The following is a 22,641-nucleotide window of genomic DNA, read 5'->3' as shown; positions in this document are numbered from 1 at the left end:
GGGGACGATCCCGAACAGCCCGCCGTCAGCGGTGCAGTGACCGCGTCCAGTCCTCCGGCACCCGCCCGGCCGGCCCCGGCACGGGCTGGTCTTCGGGATGACTGGCCGGAGGGGCGAGCTCGGGCCCCGCCTCGTACATCTCGTCGCTCGAGTAGTCCCAGAACCACTCCTCGCCCGGCTCGAAACTGCGCACCAGGGGATGCCCGGTCGCCTTGTAGTGCGCGGTGGCGTGCTGCGCGGGGGAGGAGTCGCAGCAGCCGACATGGCCGCAGCTCGCGCAGCGCCGCAGGTGGAACCACCAGCCGCCCGTCGAGTCGCAGTCCACGCAGCCCGCGCCGCTGGGCGGGACGCTCGGGTCGATGGCGTCTGTGTCGGTCATACGGGCTCCTCGGCGGTGTCGGGGGCGGTGTCGGGGTCCGACGCGCTCTCGGGGTCGGGCGCGTTCTCGGGGTCGGGCGCGGTGAGCGGCAACAGCACCTGGAAGCGGGTGTCGCCCGGCACCGACTCCACGAGGAGGCTGCCGTGATGCTTGTTGACGACGATCCGCCAGGAGATGTCCAGGCCCAGCCCGGTGCCCTCGCCCACCGGCTTGGTGGTGAAGAACGGGTCGAAGATACGGCCCCGCACGTCCGGCGGGACACCGGGGCCGGTGTCGCGGAACTCCACCAGCAGCCGGTCGCCCTCGCGAGCCGTCCGCACCGTCAATGTGCCCTCGCCGCCCGCGCTGTCGATGGCGAAGACGGCGTTGTCGACGAGGTTCGTCCACACCTGGTTGAGCTCCGCCGGGTAGGCCGGGATCGCCGGGAGCGTACGGTCGTACTCCTTCACGACCTCGATGCGCTGTCCGATCTTGCCCGACAGCATCAGCAGCGTGCTGTCGAGGAGTTCGTGCACGTCGACGACCCGGTAGGGGGCGCGGTCGAGCTGCGAGTACTGCTTGGCGGCGTCGACGAGGTGCGAGATGCGGTTGGTGGAGTCGTCGATCTCGTCCATCAGCAGCTCGGTCTCGACCGTGTAGTTGAGCCAGCCCACCGCGCTCGGCAGGGTGTCGTCGTCGACGGTGGCCGCGACCTGCTCCAGCCAGTCCACGTCCAGGCCGGCCTGCACGAAGGTCGGCGCGATCCGCCAGCCCTCCTGGATGCCGTGGTCGTCGAGCCAGTCGCCGAGTTCGTCCTCCCGGTCGGAGGCCTCCAGCGGGCTCAACGACGGTGCCTTGGCGACCAGTTCGGCCGTCCGTTCCTGGATCTCGATCAACCGGGCGAGGGCTTCCGGGTCGTACGCGCCGGAGGCGATGACGGCCAGCTTGTGCCGCATCTTCCCGACCCGCTCCCGCAGCGTCGCGGTGGCGCGTACGGCCGCCGCGGCCGGGTTGTTGAGTTCGTGGGTCAGGCCCGCGGACAACGAGCCCAGGGCGAGCAGCCGTTCACGCTGTCCGACCGCCCGCTGGGTGTTCTTCGAGCCGAAGAACAGCCCCTCCAGCAGATGGGCCGCCATCGGGAACCACTCCCGCATGACGGCCGAGAACGACTCGGCGGGCAGCACGAAGAACCGCGTCGGCTCGGTCACCCGCATCGAGTTGTTGTAGACCTGCGGCACCTGGTCCCCCAGGTAGGCCTGCATGGCCCCGGCGTACACCCCGCGCTGGGAGGTCCGGCTCACCTCGACGTCGTCCCCGCCGACCCGGCGGTACAGCACGACCGAGCCCTCGATCATCACGTAGAAGCAGGTCGCCGGATCGCCCTCGGTGTACACGGGACCGGGCTCGAACTTCTCCACCCGCCCCTCGGCGCACAGTCGTCCGAGCTGTTCGGGGGAGAGCTTCTCGAACAGGAACAGCGAACTGATCTCGTTCGGGCTGCACGGCATCAGCTGCCCGCTCATGACTGCTCCAGATACCGGTGGACGAGCATCACTGCCATGGCTCCCTCTCCTACGGCGGACGCGACGCGCTTCGCGGACTCGGCGCGCGCGTCACCCGCCACGAACACGCCGGGAATGCTGGTCTCCAGGTGGTACGGCGGCCGGTCGAGCGCCCAGTCGGCCGGCGGCCGTCCGTCCGGCGTGAGGTCGGGTCCGGCGAGGATGAACCCGCGCTCGTCGCGCAGCACCGTGCCGTCCAGCCAGTCGGTCAGCGGGGCCGCGCCGATGAACACGAACATCCACTGCGCGTCGACGAGTTCGGTCTCGCCGGTCGTCACGTCCCGCAGTGTCAGCTGCTCCAGGTGGCCGTCCCCGTGCGCCGCGTCGACGACCGTGCCGGGGCGCACGCTGATGTTGGGCGACTCGTCGATCTGCTGGATCAGGTAGTGCGACATCGACGCCGCCAGGGACTCGCCGCGCACCAGCAGGGTGACCGACTTGGCGCCTCTCGCCAGGTACATGGCCGCCTGGCCGGCCGAGTTGGCGCCGCCGACGATGTAGACGTCCTGCCCCTGGCAGGAGGCCGCCTCGGTGAGCGCCGACCCGTAGAACACCCCGCAGCCGGTCAGGTCGTCGCAGCCCGGAGCCGCCAGCTGCCGGTACGACACGCCCGTCGCGAGGATCACGCTGTGCGCGGCCACCGCGGAGCCGTCGGAGAACCGCACGACGCGTGCGGAGCCGTTGACCTCGAGGCCGGTCACCTCGCGCGCGGTGAGGATCTCGGCGCCGAACTTGGTGGCCTGCCGCCGCGCCCGGTCGGTGAGCTGGGCCCCGGACACGCCGTCCGGGAAGCCCAGGTAGTTCTCGATGCGGGAGCTCTGCCCGGCCTGTCCGCCGGTCGCGGACCGCTCCACGAGCACCGTCCGCAGCCCCTCGGAGGCCCCGTACACCGCCGAGCCGAGCCCGGCCGGGCCGCCGCCGATGACCACCAGGTCGTAGAAGTCGGCCGTCGGTGTCGTCGCCAGCCCCACGCGGGCGGCGAGCTCGGGCGCGTCCGGCTCGACCAGGGGCGTGCCGTCCGCCGTGACCACCAGGGGCAGCCGCTGCCCGTCGACCCCGGCCGCGGCCAGCAGTCGCTGTCCCTCCGGCTCGTCGGCGGAGTACCAGCGGTACGGCACCTGGTTGCGGGCCAGGAACTCCCGTACCTCCGACGACCGGGCCGACCAGCGGTGCCCGACCACCTTCGTGGCGGGCACGGGCCGGTAGTCGCTGGAGCGCCAGGCGTCCAGCAGGTCGTCCAGGACGGGGTAGAGCTTCTCCTCCGGCGGGTCCCACGGCTTCAGCAGGTAATGGTCGAGGTCGACGACGTTGATCGCGTCGATCGCCGCGCTCGTGTCGGCGTACGCGGTCAGCAGCACGCGCCGCGCGCCCGGATACACGTCCAGCGCCTGTTCGAGGAACTCGATGCCGTTCATCTGCGGCATCCGGTAGTCCGCGAGGATGACGGCCACCAGGTCGCCCCGGAGCTTCAGTTCCCGCAGCGCCTCCAGCGCGGACTCCCCTGACTCGGCCCGCACGATCCGGTACCCGGCGCCGTAGCGGCGCCGCAGGTCACGGGCGACGGCACGGGATACCCCCGGGTCGTCGTCCACGGTCAGGATGACGGTCCGCGCCGAATCGGCGGCCTGTGCCATACGTCTCCCACCCCGAGAGGGTCGTCGCTCACGCGGCACGGCGAAGCCCGCGCCGACTCAGCCCATCGTATGTTCGATCGTCCCGGGCCGCTCCGGACCACGGCGGACCGTGCGCTCTCGGTACAGGGCGGGGCGTCCGCCGTCAAGCGGGCCTGCGCGCGCCCAGGACACAGAACTCGTTGCCCTCGGGGTCGGTCATCGTCACCCAGGGCTGCTCGCCCTGTCCGATGTCCGCGCGGCGGGCACCCAGGGACAGCAGACGGGCCACCTCGGCCTCCTGGTCGTCGGGGCGGAAGTCCAGGTGCAGCCGGTTCTTGATCGTCTTCCGCTCCGGCACCGGGACGAACAGCAGACCCGGCGTCCGGTCCTGCTCCGGCCGGATCTCGTACTCGTCGGGTGCGTCGTTGACCACGACCCAGCCGAGGGCCGCGGCCCACCAGCGCCCCAGGGCCGACGGGTCGGCCGAGTCGACGATCACTTGTTCCCAGTCCAAAGCCATGTCCGCAGCGTAGTGAAGACTGGGGCCCGACGGATGTGATCACGACACAAGGAGGCGGCGGGATGACGGTCCCGATCACGGCAGGGGTCGACGGGACGGACGAGAGCCTCGCGGCGCTCGCCTGGGCGGCCCGCGAGGCCGTCCGGCGCGACCGGGAGCTGCGGGTGGTGCACGCCTGGCGGTTCCAGCCGAACGCCGCGCCCGAGGTCGCGGACCGGGACGCCCAGGAGCGGTGGGTGCGGGACTCCGTGCGGCATGCCGTCGCGACGGTCGCCGAGCGGCACCCGGCCCTCGCCGTCACCACCGAGGTGCGGGAGGGAGACCCGGTCGGCACGCTCGTCGCCGCCGGGGCGGACACGGAACTGCTGGTGCTCGGCTCGCGCGGGCACGGGCCGGTGGTCGGGTTCCTGCTCGGCTCGGTCGGCCGGCAGGTGATCGCCGAGGCCGCGTGCCCGGTCGTGCTGGTCCGGGCCGGTGACGAGGCGTCCTCCGAGGCGGCCGGCCGTGAGATCGTCGTCGGTCAGCACGGCGAGCCCGAGGACAGCGCCCCGGCACTGCGCCTCGCCTTCGAGACCGCGGCCGCCCGGGGCGCGGGGGTACGCGCGGTACGGGCCTGGACGCTGCCGCCGGTGTTCGCCTTCAGCCCCGGCTCGCTCCAGCTCGCCGACGAGGCCGGCGGCCTGGAGCCGTACGAGAAGAAGGCACTCGCCGCGGCCCTCGCGCCGTGGCGGGAGCGGTTCCCCGACGTGCCGGTGGTGGAGCACGTCGAGATGGGCAGCGCCGGGCAGGTGCTGCTGTCGGTCTCCGGGCGGGCGCAGCTGATGGTGGTCGGCCGCCGTGCCCATCGCACGGCCGTGGGCGCCCGGATCGGCTCGGTGGCGCACGGCGTCCTGCACCACGCGGACTGCCCGGTCGCCGTCGTGCCCCACGACTGAGCCGCTGCGGCCGAGCCGGTTTGGCCGGTTCACTCCGGCCGACCCGCTGCGGCCGACCCTGTCCGGCCGGTTCGCTCCGGCGGGTTCACTCCGCCCCGACCCGCTCCGGCCGGTTGACTCGGCCCCGACGCTCTCGGCCGGCTCACTCCGGGAGCGTCGGCTCCAGGGTCTCCCGGGCCTTGGGCAGGATCTTCTGGATGTAGTCCTCGACCGCCGTGTCGAGCCCGATGTCGTGCTGCGCGTGCTCCGAGAGGTACCAGCGGTGTTCGAGGAGTTCGTGGTAGATCTCCGCCGCGTCCATGGAGCCGCGCAGCTCCAGGGGGACCGCCCGTACGGTGGGCCGGAAGACGTCCCGTACCCAGCGGTGCGCCAGCACCTCGGGGCGGGCGGCGAGGGGGTCGCCCGGGGCGTGGTCGTCCTGGGTGGCCATCCAGCTCTCGAGGTCGTTCAGCAGCCGCCGGGCCTGGTTCTCCTCGGTGTCGAGGCCGGTGAGGCGCAGCAGCTGACGCTGGTGGTGGCCCGCGTCGACCACCTTCGGCACGAAGGTGACCGTGTCGCCGTTGGAGGAGTGCTCGATCTGCATCTCGGCGACGTCGAAACCGAGCTCGTTGAGCCGGCGGATCCGGCGTTCGATGTAGTGGTACTTGCCGGCCGGGTAGACCGAGGTGCGGGTCAGTTCCTGCCACAGCGCCCCGTAGCGGGCGCAGATCTCCGTGCCGAACTCGATCGGGTCCACCGAGGGGTGCAGCGCCCCGGAGGCCTCCAGGTCGAGCAGCTCGCCGCTGATGTTGACGCGGGCGAGGTCGAGGTCGTAGTCGCGCTGGCCGGGGCTCAGCCGGGGGTGCAGGTCGCCGGTCTCGGCGTCGACGAGGTAGGCGGCGTAGGCGCCCGCGTCCCGTCGGAACAGTGTGTTGGACAGCGAGCAGTCGCCCCAGGCGAACCCCGCCAGGTGCAGCCGGACCAGCAGCACCGCGAGAGCGTCCATGAGCCGGTCCATGGTGGCCGGGCGCATCGTCGTCTCGAACATGGAGCGGTAGGGCATCGAGCCGCCCAGATGCCGGGTGACCAGCACCGGCTCCAGCGGGCCGCCGTCGTGGTCGGTGCGGCCGGTGACCACGGCCAGCGGGTCGACCGCGGGGATGCCCAGCCGGTCGAGGTCGCGCAGCAGCTCGTACTCGCGCAGCGCGGGGCGCTCGGCGAGTTCCTTGACGGCGATCACCTCGTCGCCGGCCTGGGCGTAGCGCACCACGTGGCGGGAGATGCCGCGCGGCAGCGGGACGAGGACCTCCTCGGGCCACTCCTCCAGGGGCAGGTGCCAGGGCAGCTCCAGCAGGAGTGCCGGATGCTCCGGGTTGGTGGCGCTGATCTGCAAAGCCATGGCCCGACCTTAGACGGCGCGTTCGCGGGCCTGCTGGGCGGCGGCCCGCACGGACCCCCGGTGCAGCGGGCCGTGTCCGGGCAGCAGCAGATCGGCCTCCAGTCCCTCGATCACCCTGAGGGACTCCACCGCGACGGCGCGCTCGTGGTGGAACATGTCCGGCAGCAGCTGCGGGCCCTTCAGCCGGGAGGTCGGATGGCCGTTGACCAGGGCGTCGCCGGAGACGACGACGCCCGCCCGCGGCAGGTGGAAGACGGCGTGGCCGCTGGTGTGACCGGGGGTGTGCACCGGTACGGGCCGGCCGGGCAGGTCGAGCGCGCCGCCGACGCCGGGGAACGCCTCGGGTGAGGTCACCGGGTGCTGTTCGGTGCCGCCGGAGCGCAGCGCGTGCACCGTCCAGGGCAGCACTCCGGGCCGCCAGGCGTTCCTCAGCACCTCGCCCACGGTCACCTGCTGGAGGAACTCCCGGCGGGCGTGCGGCACTTCGGCCTCGTGCAGATACACCGGGGTGCCGTACGCGGAGCGCAGGTGCTCGGCGGAGCCCAGGTGGTCGTTGTGGGCGTGGGTGATCAGCACGGCCGTGACGGCCTCCGGTGAACTCCCGACGGCGGCGAGGGAGTCCAGGACCAGCTGCCGGTCGCCCGGGTAGCCGGTGTCGATCAGCGTGACGGCGTCCCCCTCGGTGAGGATCACCCAGTTGGTGTTGCTGCCGTGCACCAGGTAGGTGCCGTCCGCCACTTGCCGTACGTCTGCCCGCATGGCCGTCCCGTGTCCTGGAGATTCGTGCCCGACGGGGACAGCAAAGCAGATCAGCGGGGGGCCGCGGACGGTGGGGTTCCGCGCATGCCGAACAGCAGTCTCGTCACCCGCGTCCGGCGCACCCCGTACTCGTACACCAGCAGGATCACGGTCAGTGAAGCGGCGACGATCACCGCGTACTTGACGACGATCGGCGTCCGCCGGCCGACCACGCCGTAGGCGAAGGCCACCACCACCGGTTGGTGGAGCACGTACAACGGCAGCGCGGCGACCGCGAGATACCCGAGGACCCGGCCCGGCGGTCGGCGGTGCGGGCGGGGCCGGTCCAGCAGCCCCAGGATCGCCACCACCCAGGCCCAGCCCGCCGCGCCGAACAGCGCCCGGGTGACCAGCGCGAGCGGAGTCCGCTCGGTGAACGGGTCGTCCGCGCCCATGAACCCGGGCGCGGTCGCCGCGAACAGCGCCAGGCCCAGCAGGCCGACCGGCAGGGCCAGGCGTCGCGTCGCGGCCCTGACCCGGTCGTCGTCCGACAGCGCGTAGCCGTACCCGAAGAAGACCAGATACGCCCAGCGGTTCCAGCCGGCGTAGCTCTCCTCCATGCCGAGCAGGGAGTCGATCGCGGCGAGCGGGAGGGCGGGCAGGAGCAGCAGGGCCGGCCGGCGCGCCACCGCGGCGCCGGTCCGCCGCGCGGCGGCGGCCAGCGGGCCCGCGACCGGCGCGAGCAGCAGGCAGAAGGCGAGCAGCAGCACCACGAACCACAGATGGCCGGTCTCGAAGTACTCCCCGCGCAGGACGAAGGGGAAGTCGCCGAGGTCGGGGCGGACGTCGAAGAAGCGCGGCCAGAAACGCCCGTACGGTTCGTCGTAGCCGGGGTCGGCGGCGCGCAGCCGCAGCCACTGCGGGACGGGGACGATGGTCAGCGTCGCGAGGACCAGGGGGACGCCGAGGCGCAGACGCCGAGGCGCAGCAGGCGTTCGCGGGCGAAGCCGCCGGGGCCGCGCCGGCCGATCGAGAAGCGGGCGCCGAGCCCCGCCACCAGGAAGAGCATCGGCATCGCCCACACCACCCCGAGCCCCGCGACGACGGTGACGACGTCCGTCGTGTCCCGGTTCTTGACGCAGAAGTCGTCGTCCGGGGAGAAGACCAGGGCGGCGTGGAAGAAGACCAGGCCGACGACCACGAGGGCCCGCAGGACGTCCAGTTCGGTCCGCCGGGGTCGCGCGCTCGTCGGGGTCCCGGCGGCGGACGCGGGCTCCGGCGGGTCGGTCATGCGGTCAAACCACGGACCCCCGGGGGGCGGGGACACGGGTACCGCCGGTTCCGTTTCAGCGCACCCCGCGCGGGCGGAACTGGACGCTGCTGCGCGGCCCGGCGGCCCGGGCCGACTTGGGGACGCAGTGCTCCCAGGTCCGCTGGCAGGAGCCGCCCATCACGATCAGGTCGCCGTGTCCCAGCGGGCGCCGTACCGTCTCGCCCCCGCCTACCGGGCGCAGCAGCAGATCGCGCGGGGAGCCCACGGAGAGGATCGCGACCATGGTGTCCTCCCGCGCGCCGCGGCCGATCCGGTCGCCGTGCCAGGCGACGCTGTCCCGGCCGTCGCGGTAGTGGCACAGGCCCGCGGTGGCGAAGGGCTCGCCCAGTTCCCCGGCGTAGTGCGCGGACAGTTCCGCACGGGCCCGGCCCAGCACGGGGTGGGGCAGCTCCTCGCCGGCTCCGTAGAACGCCAGCAGGCGCGGTACGTCGATGACGTTGTCGTACATCTTGCGGCGCTCGGCCCGCCAGGGGACCTCGGCCGCCAGTTGTTCGAAGAGGGCGTCCGATCCGGTGAGCCAGCCCGGCAGCACGTCGATCCAGGCGCCCGCGCCGAGGGTGGTCCGCCGGATGCCGTCGAGGGGACCGAGGCGCAGTTCGTCGGTCTGGTCGAAGAGGGAGCCCTGGAGGTGGTGCGCGGTCATGGTTCCAGCCTACGCCTTAATCGAAAATATGTTCCCTTCGATCATCACGCGCGGGGTTCGGGGCGGTGAAGCCCGGGGGTGAAGCCTGCTTCGCAAGGTCTTTCGATACATCGATGTATCGGATACATTCCCGTATCGAACGGAGGTCCGAGACGGTGACGGAGCAGACGGAGCAGGTCGAGCAGACGGAGCAGCTGGAGCGGACCGGGCAGCAGGCCGAGCGGGACGCGCAGGCCGGGCGGACGACCGGGCGCGTCACCAGGCGCCGGGTCCGCACCCGGGCCAGACTGCTCGACGCCGCCTTCGAGGTCTTCGCCGCCAAGGGCTTCGGGCGGGTCTCCATCGAGGAGGTCTGCGAGGCCGCCGGGTACAGCAGGGGCGCCTTCTACTCCAACTTCGACAGCCTGGACGAGCTGTTCTTCGCCCTCTACCGGCAGCGGGCCGACCTGATCGCCGAGCAGGTGTCCGGAGCGCTCGCCCTCGACGGACCGGACCTCGACGTGCCCGCCGCCGTCGACCGGGTCACCGAGGTGCTCCTGCTCGACCTGGACTGGCTGCTGGTGAAGACGGACTTCCTGGTGCACGCCGCACGCGCTCCGGACGTCGCGCAGACCCTGCTCGAACACCGGGCGCGGCTGCGGCGGGCCATCGCCGAGCGGCTCGCCCGCGCCCGGGGCCTCGCCGAGCCGCCGGCCGTGCTCGGGGACGTCGACAGCGCGGCGCACGCCGTGGTCGCCGCCTACGACGGGGTCACCGCCCAACTGCTGCTGGACAAGGACGTCGAGGGTGCCCGCGTCTGGCTGAAGCAACTGCTCACCGCGCTGCTGACCGACGGCAGCGGCACCCCGGAATGACATCCTCAGGAGAAAGGCAGCGGACGCCATGGACGCGGACGTCATCGTCGTCGGAGCGGGCCTCGCGGGCCTCGTCGCGGCGCACGAACTCACCAGCAGGGGACGGCGGGTCGCGCTCGTCGACCAGGAGAACGCCGCCAACCTCGGCGGCCAGGCGTTCTGGTCCTTCGGCGGGCTCTTCCTCGTCGACTCCCCGGAGCAGCGCCGGCTCGGCATCAAGGACTCCTTCGACCTCGCCTGGAGCGACTGGCAGGGCAGCGCGCAGTTCGACCGTGCCGACGACGAGGACTCCTGGGCGATGCGCTGGGCCCGCGCCTACGTCGAGTTCGCGGCGGGGGAGAAGCGGACCTGGCTCGCCGGGCACGGGATCTCCTTCGTGCCGACCGTCGGCTGGGCCGAGCGCGGCGACCTGCGCGCCGACGGACACGGCAACTCGGTGCCCCGCTTCCACGTCGCCTGGGGCACCGGCACGGGCGTCGTCGAGCCGTTCGTCCGGTACGCCAGGCAGGCCGCGAAGGACGGGCTGCTGACCTTCTACCACCGGCACCAGGTGGACGAACTGGTGCTCGAGGACGGCGCCGCCCGCGGGGTGCGCGGCACGGTCCTCGCCCCCGACGACTCCGCGCGCGGCGTCGCCTCCAACCGCGACCGGGCCGGCGACTTCGAGCTGACCGCCCAGGCGGTGGTCGTCACCAGCGGCGGCATCGGCGCCAACCACGAGATCGTGCGGCGCTACTGGCCCGAGCGGCTGGGCACGCCGCCCGCCGAGATGGTCACCGGCGTCCCCGCCTACGTCGACGGCCGCATGCTCGACATCAGCGCCGGGGCCGGTGTCCGGCTGGTCAACCGCGACCGCATGTGGCACTACACCGAGGGCATCCAGAACTGGGACCCGATCTGGCCCGGCCACGGCATCCGCATCCTGCCCGGCCCCTCCTCCCTGTGGTTCGACGCCCTCGGCCGCCGGCTGCCCGACCCGTGCCTGCCGGGTTACGACACCCTCAACACGCTCAAGCACCTGCGGACGACCGAGGACCTCGCCGGGCACGACCACTCCTGGTTCCTGCTCACCCGCAAGATCGTCGAGAAGGAGTTCGCGCTCTCGGGCTCCGAGCAGAACCCCGACATCACCGCCAAGGACCGCAAGGCCGTCCTGCGAGACCGGCTGCTCGGCAAGGGAGCCCCGGCGCCGGTGCAGGCCTTCCTCGACCGCGGCGCGGACTTCGTCATCGCCGACACCCTCGACAAGCTCGTCGAGAAGATGAACGCGCTGACGGACAAGCCGCTGCTCGACGCGGACGGACTGCGCCGCCAGATCCAGGCCCGCGACCTCCAGCTGGCCAACCCGTACGCCAAGGACTCCCAGGTCCAGGGCATCCGCAACGCGCGCCGCTACATCGGCGACCGGCTCGGCCGGGTCGCCACCCCGCACCGGATCCTGGACCCCGGGGCAGGCCCGCTCATCGCCGTCAAGCTGCACGTCCTCACCCGCAAGACCCTCGGCGGCATCCAGACGGACCTCGACTCGCGCGCCCTGGGCGCCGACGGACAGCCGGTCGAGGGCCTGTACGCGGCGGGCGAGGTGGCAGGCTTCGGCGGCGGCGGCGTGCACGGCTACAACGCCCTCGAAGGCACCTTCCTCGGCGGCTGCCTCTTCTCCGGACGCGCCGCCGGCCGGGCCGCGGCCCGGCAGACGGGCTGACGGGCGGACAGACGGGTGGGCGGCCGCCCTGACGGACCGGCGGACGAGCCTACGGCGGAGGCGGCCGTCCCGGATCTTCAGCGTCGGTCCGCCTCCGCCTCCAGGAGTCGGACCAGCACCGCCGTGTGGCTCTGCTCCGGGGATTTCGCGGACGTCAGCAGGGTCACCGGCCCCTCGCGGACCGTCTCGCGCAACCGGTCGAGGAGCGCGGCCGCCTCGGGCGCGGTCAGCTCCGCCTCGTAGCGGCGCGCGAACTCCTCGTACGACCGCTCGCCCGCGTGGTACCAGCGGCGCAGTTCGGTGGACGGGGTGAGGCCCTTGGGCCACTCGTCCACGCGGGCCGCGTCCTTGGACACCCCGCGCGGCCACAGCCGGTCGACCAGGACCCGCACCCCGTCGCCGGGCTCGGGCGGGTCGTAGACGCGACGCACACGGACACTCATGGGCGGGCCGTCCGTCCGTTCTCGGGGTGGCGGGTCCCGTCGAGCGTAGACCGGGGACACCGGCGGACACCGCCCGGCTTGACCTGAACGAGGGGGAGGAACGAGGCGTCCGGTCCCTAGTCTGTGGACGTTTGATCACACGCCACCCCCCCAGGAGCGCACGTGACACACTCCCGCAGACGCGCCACCACCCTCCTGCGCCGCGAAGCCGTCGCCGCCACCGTCCCCGTGGCCCTGGCGGCGCTGCTCGCGGCGGCGGGACCCGCCACCGCGGCCGGACCGGCGGGCCCCGCCGGCGCAGGCGATCCCTACTTCCCCCTCGCCGGCAACGGCGGCTACCACGTCAGCCACTACGACCTGACCCTCCGCTACGACCCGGCCGGCCGCCACCTCGACGGCAAGGCGGTGCTGACCGCCCGCGCCACCCGGCGGCTGGCCCGCTTCGACCTCGACTTCCAGGGGCTGAAGGTCACCGGCCTCACCGTCGACCACGTCAAGGCCGCGCACCGGCGCGACGGCCAGGAACTCGTCGTCACCCCGCGGCACGCCCTGCGCGAAGGCGAGCGGTTCCAGGTCTCCGTCACCTACCAGGGCACCCCCGGCCCGGTCACCGACCCCGACGGCTCCCTCGACGGCTGGATCCCCACCGACGACGGAGCCTTCGTCGCGGGCGAGCCGCAGGGGGCCATGACCTGGTTCCCGGCCAACAACCATCCCCTCGACAAGTCCTCCTACGACTTCACGATCACCGTCCCCGAGGACCGCGCCGCCGTCGCCAACGGGGTCCTCCTCGGCCGGCGGACCTCGAACGGCAGGACCACCTACCGGTGGCGCCAGAGCGAACCCATGGCCGCCTACCTCGCCACCGCCACGGTGGGGAATTTCCGGGTCGATCAGTACACGACCCGCGACGGCGTCGAGGTCTACGACGCCGTCGACCCGCGTGAGGCCGCGGCCGCCGCACCCGTCCTGAAGCAGCTGCCCGCCGTGCTGGAGTGGGAGAGCGCGCTGTTCGGGCCCTACCCCTTCCGCGCGGCCGGCTCCATCGTCGACCACGCCCCGGACGTGGGCTACGCCCTGGAGACCCAGTCGCGGCCCGTCTACGACCGTGCCCCCGACCTGAGCACCCTCGTCCACGAGAGCGCCCACCAGTGGTTCGGCGACTCCGTCTCCCTGACCTCCTGGAAGGACATCTGGCTCAACGAGGGCTTCGCCGCCTACACCGAGTGGCTGTACGCCGAACAGCACGGCGGCGACAGCGCCCGGAAGACCTTCGACGCGCTGTACGCCCGCCCCGCGACCGACGGCCTGTGGGAGTTCCCGCCGGGCGACCCCGGCAGCGGCGCGAACATCTTCGGCACGCCCGTCTACGCCCGCGGCGCCATGACCCTGCACGCCCTGCGCACCACCGTCGGGGACCGCGCCTTCTTCCGCGTCCTGCGCGCGTGGGCGGCCGCGCACCGCTACGGCCACGGCACCACCGCCCAGTTCGAGCGGCTCGCGGAACGTGAGTCGGGGCAGGACCTCGGCACGCTGTTCCGGACCTGGCTGTACACCAGCGGCAAGCCCGGCAAGCCCTAGACCGGGTCCCGGCGCCCGAACGGGCCCCGAAACCTGACGAGTTCCACACACCTGTCGGCGAAGGTCGAACGATGATCACCCTTCGCCGCAGGGCCGCGCCGCTCGCCGCGTCCCTCCCGCTCACCGGATGCGGCGGCGGTGCCGCGGCCACACCGGCGCACCGAGGCCGGCCGGCGGGCGGGGGAGTGCCGGCCCGCGCACAACGCGCCGCGCGGCCGACACCGGAGCGGCCGGCACCGGAGCGGCGACCTGCGCTCACCGATCGGTGTCCACGACCTCACCACGTCGGCGGCCTCGAGCGCGACCCCGGCACCCGGCTCTCGTACGACCACGGCGTCAACCCGCCCGCTCGGAGCGGGCCGGGGCGGCGGCGTCCGGCTGCACGTCGACCACGGCGCCCCCGCGCACGGCTGCGTGAGCCTCGCCGAGGAGCACATGAAGGAGCCGCTCCTCGCCCTGGACCCCACCCCTACCCCGTGGTCGTCATGGGCGACCATGCATCTCTGGCCCGCTGACGAACGGAGTCGCCGCGTGTGCGCGCATGTACTGGTCGCCGAGGACGACGCGATGCAGGCCGAACTCATCCGCCGTTCGCTGCTCGCCGAGGGCCACACCGCCACCGTCGTGCACGACGGCGCGGCCGCACTGGACGCGGTGCGGCGCCACCGCCCCGACCTCGTCGTCCTCGACCTCATGCTGCCGGTCGTCGACGGCTTCGGAGTCTGCCGGGTGCTGCGCCGCGACGACGACATCCCGGTACTGATGCTCACCGCCCGCGCCGGCGAGGACGATGTGCTGCTCGGCCTGGAACTGGGCGCCGACGACTACATGACCAAGCCCTACAGTCCGCGCGAGCTGATGGCCCGCATCCGTACCGTCCTGCGGCGCAGCGGCCGGGCCGGCGCCGACCGGCGGGACGGTCCCGTCGTGCGGGCCGCGGGCCTCGCCGTCGATCCCGAGCGGCACGAGGTGCGCTGCGCCGGAGAGCCGGTGGAGTGCACGCCGGCCGAGTTCCAGATCCTGCTGGCCATGGCCGCCGAGCCCGAACGGGTCTTCACCCGGCGGCAGTTGCTCCAGTGCACCCGAGGGTTCGACCGGGCCTCGACGGAACGGGCGGTCGACGTGCACATCATGAACCTGCGCCGGAAGATCGAGGCCGACCCGCGCAGACCGGTGCGCCTGCTGACGGTGTTCGGCGTCGGCTACAAGCTCAGCGGCGGCCACGCGTGAACCGGGCCCGCACCCGCACCCGTACCCGCATACCGCTGCGCAAGCGCCTGCTGGTCCGGCTGCTGATCGCGTCCGTCCTGATCGCCGTGTGCTCGGTGGCCGCCACCGCCTGGCTCGCCGTCACCACCACCACCCGCGCGCTGCGGGAGGAGCAGGGCCAGGCCCTCGCCGACGACATGGACATCCTCGCGCGGCTCAGCGGCTACGCCGCCACCCATCCCGGCTGGGAGGGCGTCCGGGCGACGGTCCGTGACCTGTCCGCGCGCACCGGCCGGCGCATCGCCCTGACCACCGCCGACCGCACCCTCCTGGCCGACTCCGCGCCGCACGGTACCTCCCTGCCGCCGCGTGCCTCCGCCACCGTCGACCCGCTGCGCACCGACACCTGGAGCGAGCCGGGCGCGCAGCTGAGCGGCACCGACCCGCGCGTGGTGGGCCCCTACCGGCTCACCCCGTCCGAGCGCGCGAAACTGGACGCCGTGGCCGGCGCGCGGCAACGCTGCCTGTCCCGCTTCGGCGTCGACACGACCGTCACGCACACGCCCAGCGGGCGCCCGGTGGTCACCTCCGCGGACGCCACCGCCGTCTCGGGGTACGCGTTCGACGAATGCGGGGACGGGCGGCTCGACACACCCGCGCCCACGGAGGAGAAGGCACTGACCGCGCTCCAGGGCCGCGCCGGTGACTGCCTGACCCGAGCGGGCCTGGATCCCGACATCCCCCTGCTCTTCGGCATCGCGCTCCCCGGCACGTCCGGCCGGGCCCCGACGCCGGCGCCCGTGTTCGCCAAGGTCGTGGACGGCCGGGACGCGGGCGGCAAAGCGGCCCTGCGCGCCGCCCAGAGCTGTTTCGAGACCGCCCGGCGCGCCCAGCTCGACCCGTACGTCGCCCCGGTCGCCGAGTTGTTCCTGGGCGTCGGGGACGAGGGCCCTGCTCCCCGCTGGGTGATGTCCCCGGCCAACAAGGCCAAGGTGGCGGGCGCGGCCGGGCTGGTGCTGGCCGTCACCGTCGCCGTCACCGCCGTCGTCGCCACCCGGCTGGTACGGCCGCTGCGCGCCCTGACCGAGGCCGCGCAGCAACCCCCGGACCGGCACGCCCGGGTGCCCGTCACGACGCGCGACGAGACCGGGATCCTCGCGGAGGCCTTCAACGACCTCGCCGAGCGCCGGGAACGGCTGGAGGCCCAGCGCAAGGCCCTCGTCAGCGACGTGGCGCACGAACTGCGCAGCCCGCTCACCAACATCCGGGGGTGGCTGGAGGTCACCCGCGACGGCCTCGTGGAACCCGACACCGAACTGCTGGGCGCCCTGCACGAGGAGGCCCTGCTCCTCCAGCGCGTCATCGACGACCTGCGCGACCTCGCGGCAGCCGACGCCGGCACGCTGGGTCTGCATCGCGAACCGGTGCCCGCCGACGACCTCCTCGCGCAGGTCGCCGCCGCCCACCGGGTCGCCGCCGACACGGCCGGTGTGCGTCTGCGTACCGGGACCGAGGGGGCTCCCTGGCTGGACGCCGATCCGGTGCGGCTGCGGCAGGCACTCGGCAACCTCGTCACCAACGCGGTACGCCACACCCCGCCCGGCGGCACGGTCACCCTCAGCGCCCGGGACGACGGCGAGCGCGTCGTCCTGGAGGTCGCCGACACCGGCACGGGTATCGCCGCGGAGGATCTGCCGCTGGTCTTCGAGCGCTTCTGGCGGGCGGAGAAGTCCCGCAGCCGCCGCACCGGCGGCAGCGGCCTGGGCCTGCCGATTGTCCGCCATCTGACGGTCGCTCACGGCGGTACGGCACAGGCGGCGAGCACCCCGGGCAAGGGCAGTGTCTTCACCCTGCGACTGCCCGCGGCGACGCCCCCGGGCGACGACTAGCCACCGCGCGACGACCAGTCACCGCGCGACGGCCGGCCGCCGCCGGCCGGGCGTCGTTCACGAACTGCGGCGGGCCCTGATGCGCCGCTTGAGGGCACGGCGTTCGTTCTCGCTCGTGCCGCCCCAGACCCCGAGGGTCTGGTCGGTCTCCATCGCCCACTCCAGACACTGCTCCTGCACCGGACAGCGTCGGCAGACCGTCTTCGCCTGCTCCGTCTGGAGCAGTGCCGGACCGGAGGTACCGATCGGGAAGAAGAGGTCGGGGTCCTCGTGGCGGCACTCGGCGTGCTCTCGCCAGTCGTCCATCGAAGTCACCTGCGATCTCGTCGTATGTGCTTTCCGGATGAGTTGCTCCCGCTCGGGTCACCGGAGGGACGAGGGTGAAACAGGACGGACCGGAAAACGTTCACTGCTCCCGCTGCCCCCACGGGGAGCCGTACGCCGTGAGCAGGTCGAGGAACGGACGGGGCGGGAACGCCTCCGGGCCGAGGACGCCGGCGCCGGACCACGCGCCCGTGGCGAGGAGTTCGAGGGCGACGACCGGGTTGACGGCGGTCTGCCACACCACGGCCTGGCTGCCGTACTCGGCCATGGACCACTGGTTGTCGACCACGTGGTACAGGTACACCTCGCGCGGTGCGCCGTCCTTCACGCCGCGCACCCAGGTGCCCGCGCAGGTCTTGCCGTGCATCAGCTTGCCGAGGGTCGCCGGGTCCGGCAGACAGGCGGCCACCACGTCGCGGGGCGAGACGGCCACCGGTCCGGACGCGCTCGGCACGGTCACCGGCGCGGTGCGGTCCAGCCCCAGCAGGTGCAGCGTCTTGAGGGTCTCGATGAACTCGTTGCCCAGGCCGTACTTGAAGGTGACCCGGCGCGCCTTCACCCAGCGCGGCACGAGCAGCACCTCCTCGTGCTCGACGTTCACGCACTCCACCGGTCCGATGCCCTCGGGGAAGTCGAACACCTCGGGCTCGCTGAACGGCGCCGTGGTGAACCAGCCCCGGTCGGCCTCGTAGACCACCGGCGGGTTCAGGCACTCCTCGATGGTGGTCCAGATGTTGAAGGAGGGCGCGAAGTCATGACCCTCGACGGTCAGGTTCGCGCCGTCGCGGATGCCGATCTCCTCGATCTCGTCGAAGAGTTCGTCGGCGGCGTACCGGGCGAAGACGTCCGACAGCCCCGGCTCGACCCCCATGCCGACCAGTGCCAGGGCGCCCGCCTCGGCCCAGTCGTCGGCCTCGGCGAACTGCGCGTCGCCGAGCCGTACCCCGCACTCCTCGTAGGGCCGGTCCGGGTGCGGCCGTGACAGCGACATCGCCATGTCGACATAGGTGGCCCCGGCGGCGCGCGCCGCGTGGAACAGCGGCATCACGAACCGCGGGTCGGTGGCGTTGAGCAGGACGTCGCAGCGGTGCCGGGCGAGCAGAGCGGCCACCGCTGCCTCGTCGCCGGCGTCGACGCGCTCGGCGTGGAAGCGATCGTCACCGTCGAGCGCGGCGACGGCGGCGGCGGCTCGGGCGGGGTCGTAGTCGGCGACCACCAGCGCCTCGAAGAACGGACGGCGGGCGGCGATCCGGGTGATGGCGGTACCCACACCGCCGGCACCCACGAGCAGGACACGCATGGCGAGAACTCCCTCGGACGTGACACGGACGGAACTCGGACGGAACTCGGACAGGAATCGGACAGGAGTCGCGGAGACCTTCTGGACGGGACTGCGATCAAAGGTGTGCGAAAGGGGGGCCCTGGGAGCGATACAACGCCGTGCGCTCGCGTAAGGTCAATGGCGTTGGCATAAGCGCGGTGGACCAAGACAGCGCACGAGGACCGCGCACGAGGACAGCGGGGCGAGGAACCGCGGACGAGGGACGAGAGAGGCGAGGCAAGGTGGCGAAGGCCGTCGTACCGGAAGAGAAGCGGCGCCGGCGCCGGCCCACCCGGAGCGGCGTCGTGCTGTCCGAGCGGCTGATCGTCGAGGCGGCGCTGCGCCTGCTGCGCGAGCACGGCAGCGCCGGTCTCACCGCCCGCCGTCTCGGCATCGCCCTGGACTGCGACCCCAGCACCCTCTACCGGTACTTCCGGGGCATGGACGAGCTGACCCTGGCCATCGGTGACGCGCTCGTCGGCGAGGCACTGCGCGGCTGGCGGCCGACGGGGGAGTGGCGTGCGGATCTGCGCACCGTCGGCCTGCGCATCCACGCCGCCTACGTCGCCCACCCGCAGGCCGCCCAGCTCACCGCGAGCCGCGTGACCGGCCGCGCCAACGAACTCGCCGCCGACGAGGCCGTCCTGGACGTGCTGCGCACGGCCGGGTTCCCGCTGCCGGACACCGTGCGGATCTACCACGCCTTCATCGACCAGACGCTGGCCTTCGCCGCCCTGGACGCCGCGTCGCTGGCCCTGCCCCGGGCCGCGCAGCACGCCGACGAAGCGGTCTGGGGTTCGACGTACGCCCGGCTCCCGGCCGAGACCCACCCCCGCATCGCCGAGGCGGCCCCGCTGCTGTCGGCCCGTATGGTGACCAGCGCCTATCCGACGGCGCTGGAGATGCTGCTGGACAGCGCGCGGGCGACGCTGGCCGGCCTCAGCTCCTGAGGGCCTCGGCGGCCGTCGCCGTCACCGCGTCCGCCACCGCCGCGAGCGCCGGGGAGTCCAGCTTCCACTGCTGCCAGTACAGCGGCACGTCCAGCGGGCGTTCCGGGGCGAGGCAGACCAGGCGGCCGGTGCGCAGCAGCGCGCCGGCCTGTCCCTCGGGCACCATGCCCCAGCCCAGGCCGGCGGCCACCGCGGCCAGGAAACCCTCCGAGGTCGGCACGGCCTGCCGTATCGGGCCCGCCCCGCCGGCGCCCCGGCGCAACCCGCGCACGAACGCGTCCTGGAGGTCGTCGCTCCGGTCGAAGGTCATCACCGGCGCCCGGCGGAGGGTCTCGTGCAGCGGGCCGTCACCCAGATGACGGGAGACGAAGTCCGGGGTCGCGGCGGCCAGGTAGCGCATGGTGCCCAGGGGTCGCACGGAGCAGCCGGCCACGGCCTCGGGCGACGAGGTCACCGCGGCCATCACCAGCCCCTCCCGCAGGAGTTCGGCGGTGCGGGTCTCGTCCTCGCGGTGCAGTTCGAAGCAGAGCTGCGGCTCCCGCGGCACCCGGGTCAGGGCGGGCAGGAACCAGGTGGCGAGCGAGTCCGCGTTCACCGCGACGGTCACCCGGGCGGCCTCGCCCTCGCCGCTCATGCCCAGTTCGGACCGCGTGTCCCGCTCGAGCCGGGCCAACTGGCGGGCGAACCGGACGACGATCTCGCCCGACTCCGTGGGCCGCACCGGCTTGGTGCGCAGCAGCAGGACCCGGCCGGTGCGCTGCTCGAGCGCCTTGACGCGCTGGCTGACCGCGGACGGCGTCACATGCAGGGCGGTGGCTGCCGCGTCGAAGGTGCCCTCGTCCACCACCGCGAGCAGGGTCCGCACCTGATCGAGCGGGAGGTCCGTCATCATCCGGTCATCACGAGAGCTAATGATACGTAAGAATCTTTAGCTGTACGTGCAGTGATCGCTTCCCTAGCGTGGACGTCATGTCCCACACCCTCACCGCCGCGGTCGCCGGATTCGGCACCGGGCTCTCGCTGATCGTCGCCATCGGCGCCCAGAACGCGTTCGTCCTGCGTCAGGGCATCCGCCGGGACGCCGTCCTCGCCGTCGTCGGGATCTGCGCCCTGTCCGACGCGCTGCTCATCGCCCTGGGTGTGGGCGGGGTGGGCGCGCTGGTGGTGGCCTGGCCCGGGGCGCTGACCGCGGTCGGCTGGATCGGCGGTCTCTTCCTGCTCTGCTACGGGGCGCTCGCGGCCCGGCGGGCGCTGCGGCCCACGGGCGCCCTGGCCGCCGAGGGGGAGAGCGCGGGCTCCCTGCGCCGGGCCGTGCTGACCTGTCTGGCGCTGACCTGGCTCAACCCGCATGTCTACCTCGACACCGTCTTCCTGCTCGGTTCCGTCGCCGCCGACCGCGGCCCGCTGCGCTGGACCTTCGGTCTCGGCGCGGCCTTCGCCAGTCTGTGCTGGTTCGCCGCGCTGGGTTTCGGCGCCCGGCTGCTCGGCCGGTTCCTGACCCGGCCGGCCGCCTGGCGCGTCCTGGACGGTCTGGTCGCGGCCACGATGATCGTCCTCGGCGTGACACTCGTCGCCGGCGCCTGACCCGCCGGGGTGCCCGTCATCCGCAGCCCGCAGCCCGCAGCCCGCAGCCCGCACAGTCCGGAGCCCGCACAGTCCGCAGTCCGCAGCCCGCACAGTCCGCAGTCCGCAGTCCGCAGCCCGCAGCCCGCACAGTCCGGAGCCCGGAGCCCGGCGCCCGGAGCCCGGAGCCCGGAGTCACAGTCCGCAGCCGGGCGCCGAGGCCGCCCGACCCCCGAGTCCTGCCCGGAGTCGAGTCCGTAGTGTGAGATCACGCGTCCACTGAGCGGTAGCTACGCGGTCATTGCTGGGATAGTGACCTCCGGACCAGAAAGATGTAACGAGCAACCAGGAATCGCGTGGACACGAGCGAGAGCAGCACCGCACCCGAGGCCGAGGAGGCCGACCCGAGCCCCGAGGACCGGCCCCGGCGCGGCTGGCGCCGCTGGGCCATGGACACCCGGCCGCTGCGCCGGCCCGCCTACCGGCGCCTGTGGTCCTCGACCATCGTCACGGCCGTGGGCAGCCAGCTCACCGCCGTCGCGGTGCCCAAGCAGATCTACGACATCACCGGCTCCTCCGCCTGGGTCGGCTACGCGAGCCTCGCCGGTCTGGTGCCGATGGTGCTGTTCGCGCTGTGGGGCGGGGCGGTCGCGGACACCGTCGACCGGCGCAAGCTGCTGCTGGTCACCAACAGCGGTATCGCGGTCACCTCGGTGCTGTTCTGGCTCCAGGCGGTCTCGGGACTCGACTCGGTGGCCGTGCTGATGGTGCTGCTCGCCACCCAGCAGGCGTTCTTCGGCCTCAACGCGCCCGCCCGCAACGCCTCCATCGCCCGTCTGGTCCCGCCGGAGGAACTCGCGGCCGCCAACGCGCTCGGCTCGACCGTCATGCAGACCGGTCTGGTCGCCGGGCCGCTGCTCGCGGGCTCCCTGATCCCCGTCATCGGCCTCCCCGAGCTGTACCTCCTCGACGCCGTCGCCCTGTGCGTGACGCTGTGGGCGGTGTTCCGGCTGCCCGCGCTGCCGCCCCTGGCGAGTGCCGTCGCCCGGCGCGCAGGGGTGCGCGAGATCGTGGAGGGCTTCCGCTACATCTCCGGGCACAAGGTCCTGCTGCTGTCCTTCCTCGCCGACGTCATCGCGATGGTCTTCGGTATGCCCCGGGCGCTGTTCCCGCAGCTCGCCGGCGAGACGTACGCCTCCTACGGCGAAGGGCTCGCCCTGGGCCTGCTGTTCGCGGCGATCCCCATCGGGGCGGTCCTGGGCGGGCTGTTCTCGGGCACGTTCTCGCGGGCGCGCCGGCACGGCTGGATGGTCATCGGCGCGGTCGTCGCCTGGGGCGCCGCGATCGCCGGGTTCGGACTGAGCCGCAGTCTGTGGCTCGCGGTGGTGTTCCTGGTCTGCGCCGGCGTCGCCGACATGGTCTCCATGGTCTTCCGCGGGGCGATCCTGCTGTCCGCCGCCACCGACGAGATGCGCGGCCGTATGCAGGGCGTCTTCACGGTCGTCGTCGCGGGCGGCCCCCGGCTGGCCGACGCCCTGCACGGCACGGCGGGCGCCGCGTTCGGCCCCCGGGCGGCGGTCGTGGGCGGGGGTCTGCTGGTCGTCGCGACGATGCTGGGTCTGGCGGTCGCCGTGCCCGCCCTGCGCAGATACCGCGTCTGAGACGGGGGAGGGGTGGGGCGGGGTGTGGCCGGGAGCGGGTGCGGGTGCGGGTGCGGTCGCGGGG

Annotated in this window: 22 protein-coding genes; 9 read left to right on the top strand and 13 right to left on the bottom strand. The window is 73.2% G+C overall.

The annotated features are described in order from the left end of the window. Positions 1–25: 25 nt before the first annotated feature. The 4 genes from AOQ37_RS20060 to AOQ37_RS20045 form a co-directional block, all read right to left on the bottom strand. Positions 26–379 (bottom strand): UBP-type zinc finger domain-containing protein, encoded by a 354-nt coding sequence (locus AOQ37_RS20060; RefSeq protein ID WP_062645937.1) that lies wholly within the window; start codon positions 377–379, stop codon positions 26–28. Then, positions 376–1,881, bottom strand: a complete 1,506-nt coding sequence (locus AOQ37_RS20055; protein ID WP_062645936.1) for an ATP-binding protein — start codon at positions 1,879–1,881, stop codon at positions 376–378. The genes AOQ37_RS20060 and AOQ37_RS20055 overlap by 4 nt, the downstream gene beginning before the upstream one ends. Then, positions 1,878–3,554: an NAD(P)/FAD-dependent oxidoreductase gene (locus AOQ37_RS20050; RefSeq protein WP_062645935.1), complete on the bottom strand. Its 1,677-nt coding sequence runs from the start codon at positions 3,552–3,554 to the stop codon at positions 1,878–1,880. Before AOQ37_RS20050 ends, AOQ37_RS20055 begins: the two co-directional genes overlap by 4 nt. 142 nt (positions 3,555–3,696) lie before the next feature. Beyond that, entirely contained in the window at positions 3,697–4,053 is a 357-nt protein-coding gene (locus AOQ37_RS20045) for a VOC family protein (RefSeq protein ID WP_062645934.1), read from the bottom strand. A gap of 62 nt (positions 4,054–4,115) precedes the next feature. On the opposite strand from AOQ37_RS20045, the gene AOQ37_RS20040 reads away from it, so the two are divergent. Then, the gene (locus tag AOQ37_RS20040; RefSeq protein WP_062645933.1) at positions 4,116–4,988 is read left to right on the top strand and encodes a universal stress protein; all 873 of its coding nucleotides are present in this window, start codon (positions 4,116–4,118) and stop codon (positions 4,986–4,988) included. Positions 4,989–5,130: 142 nt separating this feature from the next. Here the strand turns inward: AOQ37_RS20040 and AOQ37_RS20035 are convergent, their stop codons facing one another. Genes AOQ37_RS20035 through AOQ37_RS20020 form a run of 5 tightly spaced genes read right to left on the bottom strand, consistent with a single transcriptional unit; the run spans position 5,131 to position 9,080 of the window. Further along, positions 5,131–6,366: a DUF4032 domain-containing protein gene (locus AOQ37_RS20035; protein ID WP_062645932.1), complete on the bottom strand. Its 1,236-nt coding sequence runs from the start codon at positions 6,364–6,366 to the stop codon at positions 5,131–5,133. A 9-nt stretch (positions 6,367–6,375) separates the two neighbouring features. Beyond that, positions 6,376–7,125, bottom strand: coding sequence for an MBL fold metallo-hydrolase (locus AOQ37_RS20030; protein WP_062645931.1), 750 nt, complete (start codon positions 7,123–7,125; stop codon positions 6,376–6,378). A 50-nt stretch (positions 7,126–7,175) separates the two neighbouring features. Beyond that, positions 7,176–8,039, bottom strand: a complete 864-nt coding sequence (locus AOQ37_RS20025) for an acyltransferase family protein (protein WP_374701527.1) — start codon at positions 8,037–8,039, stop codon at positions 7,176–7,178. A gap of 2 nt (positions 8,040–8,041) precedes the next feature. After that, a complete protein-coding gene (locus AOQ37_RS42150; protein ID WP_374701519.1) occupies positions 8,042–8,395 on the bottom strand; it encodes an acyltransferase family protein in 354 nt (117 codons plus the stop codon). A gap of 55 nt (positions 8,396–8,450) precedes the next feature. Then, on the bottom strand, positions 8,451–9,080 hold the full coding sequence (locus AOQ37_RS20020; protein ID WP_062645930.1) for an alpha-ketoglutarate-dependent dioxygenase AlkB: 630 nt from the start codon (positions 9,078–9,080) through the stop codon (positions 8,451–8,453). Between the two features lie 194 nt (positions 9,081–9,274). Between AOQ37_RS20020 and AOQ37_RS20015 the strand changes: the two genes are divergently transcribed. After that, the gene (locus tag AOQ37_RS20015) at positions 9,275–9,934 is read left to right on the top strand and encodes a TetR/AcrR family transcriptional regulator (protein WP_062646080.1); all 660 of its coding nucleotides are present in this window, start codon (positions 9,275–9,277) and stop codon (positions 9,932–9,934) included. 28 nt (positions 9,935–9,962) lie between these two features. Continuing rightward, entirely contained in the window at positions 9,963–11,636 is a 1,674-nt protein-coding gene (locus tag AOQ37_RS20010) for an FAD-binding dehydrogenase (RefSeq protein ID WP_062645929.1), read from the top strand. Between the two features lie 77 nt (positions 11,637–11,713). Here the strand turns inward: AOQ37_RS20010 and AOQ37_RS20005 are convergent, their stop codons facing one another. Further along, the gene (locus tag AOQ37_RS20005) at positions 11,714–12,079 is read right to left on the bottom strand and encodes a DUF488 domain-containing protein (protein WP_062645928.1); all 366 of its coding nucleotides are present in this window, start codon (positions 12,077–12,079) and stop codon (positions 11,714–11,716) included. A 162-nt stretch (positions 12,080–12,241) separates the two neighbouring features. On the opposite strand from AOQ37_RS20005, the gene AOQ37_RS20000 reads away from it, so the two are divergent. From AOQ37_RS20000 to AOQ37_RS19990, 3 genes are all read left to right on the top strand, one after another. Beyond that, positions 12,242–13,660 (top strand): M1 family metallopeptidase, encoded by a 1,419-nt coding sequence (locus AOQ37_RS20000; protein WP_062645927.1) that lies wholly within the window; start codon positions 12,242–12,244, stop codon positions 13,658–13,660. A gap of 531 nt (positions 13,661–14,191) precedes the next feature. Continuing rightward, positions 14,192–14,890 (top strand): response regulator, encoded by a 699-nt coding sequence (locus tag AOQ37_RS19995; RefSeq protein ID WP_062645926.1) that lies wholly within the window; start codon positions 14,192–14,194, stop codon positions 14,888–14,890. Beyond that, positions 14,887–16,758: a sensor histidine kinase gene (locus AOQ37_RS19990; protein ID WP_062645925.1), complete on the top strand. Its 1,872-nt coding sequence runs from the start codon at positions 14,887–14,889 to the stop codon at positions 16,756–16,758. The genes AOQ37_RS19995 and AOQ37_RS19990 overlap by 4 nt, the downstream gene beginning before the upstream one ends. A 57-nt stretch (positions 16,759–16,815) precedes the next feature. Here AOQ37_RS19990 and AOQ37_RS19985 read toward each other — a convergent pair whose 3' ends face one another. Continuing rightward, a complete protein-coding gene (locus AOQ37_RS19985; RefSeq protein WP_062645924.1) occupies positions 16,816–17,064 on the bottom strand; it encodes a WhiB family transcriptional regulator in 249 nt (82 codons plus the stop codon). Positions 17,065–17,164: 100 nt separating this feature from the next. Next, on the bottom strand, positions 17,165–18,382 hold the full coding sequence (locus AOQ37_RS19980; RefSeq protein WP_062645923.1) for a saccharopine dehydrogenase family protein: 1,218 nt from the start codon (positions 18,380–18,382) through the stop codon (positions 17,165–17,167). A gap of 263 nt (positions 18,383–18,645) precedes the next feature. Here AOQ37_RS19980 and AOQ37_RS19975 point away from each other — a divergent pair, with 263 nt between their 5' ends. Next, positions 18,646–19,353 carry a TetR/AcrR family transcriptional regulator gene (locus AOQ37_RS19975; protein WP_062645922.1) on the top strand — a complete coding sequence of 236 codons (708 nt, stop codon included), beginning with the start codon at positions 18,646–18,648 and terminating at the stop codon, positions 19,351–19,353. On the opposite strand, the gene AOQ37_RS19970 is transcribed toward AOQ37_RS19975, so the two are convergent. Further along, complete coding sequence (locus AOQ37_RS19970; RefSeq protein ID WP_062645921.1) at positions 19,343–20,245, bottom strand: LysR family transcriptional regulator ArgP; 903 nt, start codon at positions 20,243–20,245, stop codon at positions 19,343–19,345. The genes AOQ37_RS19975 and AOQ37_RS19970 overlap by 11 nt on opposite strands. A 77-nt stretch (positions 20,246–20,322) precedes the next feature. Here AOQ37_RS19970 and AOQ37_RS19965 point away from each other — a divergent pair, with 77 nt between their 5' ends. Together AOQ37_RS19965 and AOQ37_RS19960 are read left to right on the top strand one after the other, a co-directional pair. After that, the gene (locus AOQ37_RS19965) at positions 20,323–20,937 is read left to right on the top strand and encodes a LysE/ArgO family amino acid transporter (protein ID WP_062646079.1); all 615 of its coding nucleotides are present in this window, start codon (positions 20,323–20,325) and stop codon (positions 20,935–20,937) included. Between the two features lie 335 nt (positions 20,938–21,272). Continuing rightward, positions 21,273–22,577, top strand: coding sequence for an MFS transporter (locus AOQ37_RS19960; protein ID WP_062645920.1), 1,305 nt, complete (start codon positions 21,273–21,275; stop codon positions 22,575–22,577). The last annotated feature ends 64 nt before the right edge of the window (positions 22,578–22,641 follow it).

Source organism: Streptomyces maremycinicus, assembly GCF_001184025.1.
Classification (GTDB): domain Bacteria; phylum Actinomycetota; class Actinomycetes; order Streptomycetales; family Streptomycetaceae; genus Streptomyces; species Streptomyces maremycinicus.
The sequence above is the reverse complement of the archived record's forward strand: the minus strand, read 5'-3'. Positions and strand labels throughout refer to the sequence as shown.

Coding starts and splice junctions, on each gene's coding strand:
- AOQ37_RS20060 (WP_062645937.1), bottom strand. CDS start 379: ATGACCGACACAGACGCCATCGACCCGAGCGTCCCGCCCAGCGGCGCG.
- AOQ37_RS20055 (WP_062645936.1), bottom strand. CDS start 1,881: ATGAGCGGGCAGCTGATGCCGTGCAGCCCGAACGAGATCAGTTCGCTG.
- AOQ37_RS20050 (WP_062645935.1), bottom strand. CDS start 3,554: ATGGCACAGGCCGCCGATTCGGCGCGGACCGTCATCCTGACCGTGGAC.
- AOQ37_RS20045 (WP_062645934.1), bottom strand. CDS start 4,053: ATGGCTTTGGACTGGGAACAAGTGATCGTCGACTCGGCCGACCCGTCG.
- AOQ37_RS20040 (WP_062645933.1), top strand. CDS start 4,116: ATGACGGTCCCGATCACGGCAGGGGTCGACGGGACGGACGAGAGCCTC.
- AOQ37_RS20035 (WP_062645932.1), bottom strand. CDS start 6,366: ATGGCTTTGCAGATCAGCGCCACCAACCCGGAGCATCCGGCACTCCTG.
- AOQ37_RS20030 (WP_062645931.1), bottom strand. CDS start 7,125: ATGCGGGCAGACGTACGGCAAGTGGCGGACGGCACCTACCTGGTGCAC.
- AOQ37_RS42150 (WP_374701519.1), bottom strand. CDS start 8,395: ATGACCGACCCGCCGGAGCCCGCGTCCGCCGCCGGGACCCCGACGAGC.
- AOQ37_RS20020 (WP_062645930.1), bottom strand. CDS start 9,080: ATGACCGCGCACCACCTCCAGGGCTCCCTCTTCGACCAGACCGACGAA.
- AOQ37_RS20010 (WP_062645929.1), top strand. CDS start 9,963: ATGGACGCGGACGTCATCGTCGTCGGAGCGGGCCTCGCGGGCCTCGTC.
- AOQ37_RS20005 (WP_062645928.1), bottom strand. CDS start 12,079: ATGAGTGTCCGTGTGCGTCGCGTCTACGACCCGCCCGAGCCCGGCGAC.
- AOQ37_RS19985 (WP_062645924.1), bottom strand. CDS start 17,064: ATGGACGACTGGCGAGAGCACGCCGAGTGCCGCCACGAGGACCCCGAC.
- AOQ37_RS19980 (WP_062645923.1), bottom strand. CDS start 18,382: ATGCGTGTCCTGCTCGTGGGTGCCGGCGGTGTGGGTACCGCCATCACC.
- AOQ37_RS19970 (WP_062645921.1), bottom strand. CDS start 20,245: ATGATGACGGACCTCCCGCTCGATCAGGTGCGGACCCTGCTCGCGGTG.
- AOQ37_RS19965 (WP_062646079.1), top strand. CDS start 20,323: ATGTCCCACACCCTCACCGCCGCGGTCGCCGGATTCGGCACCGGGCTC.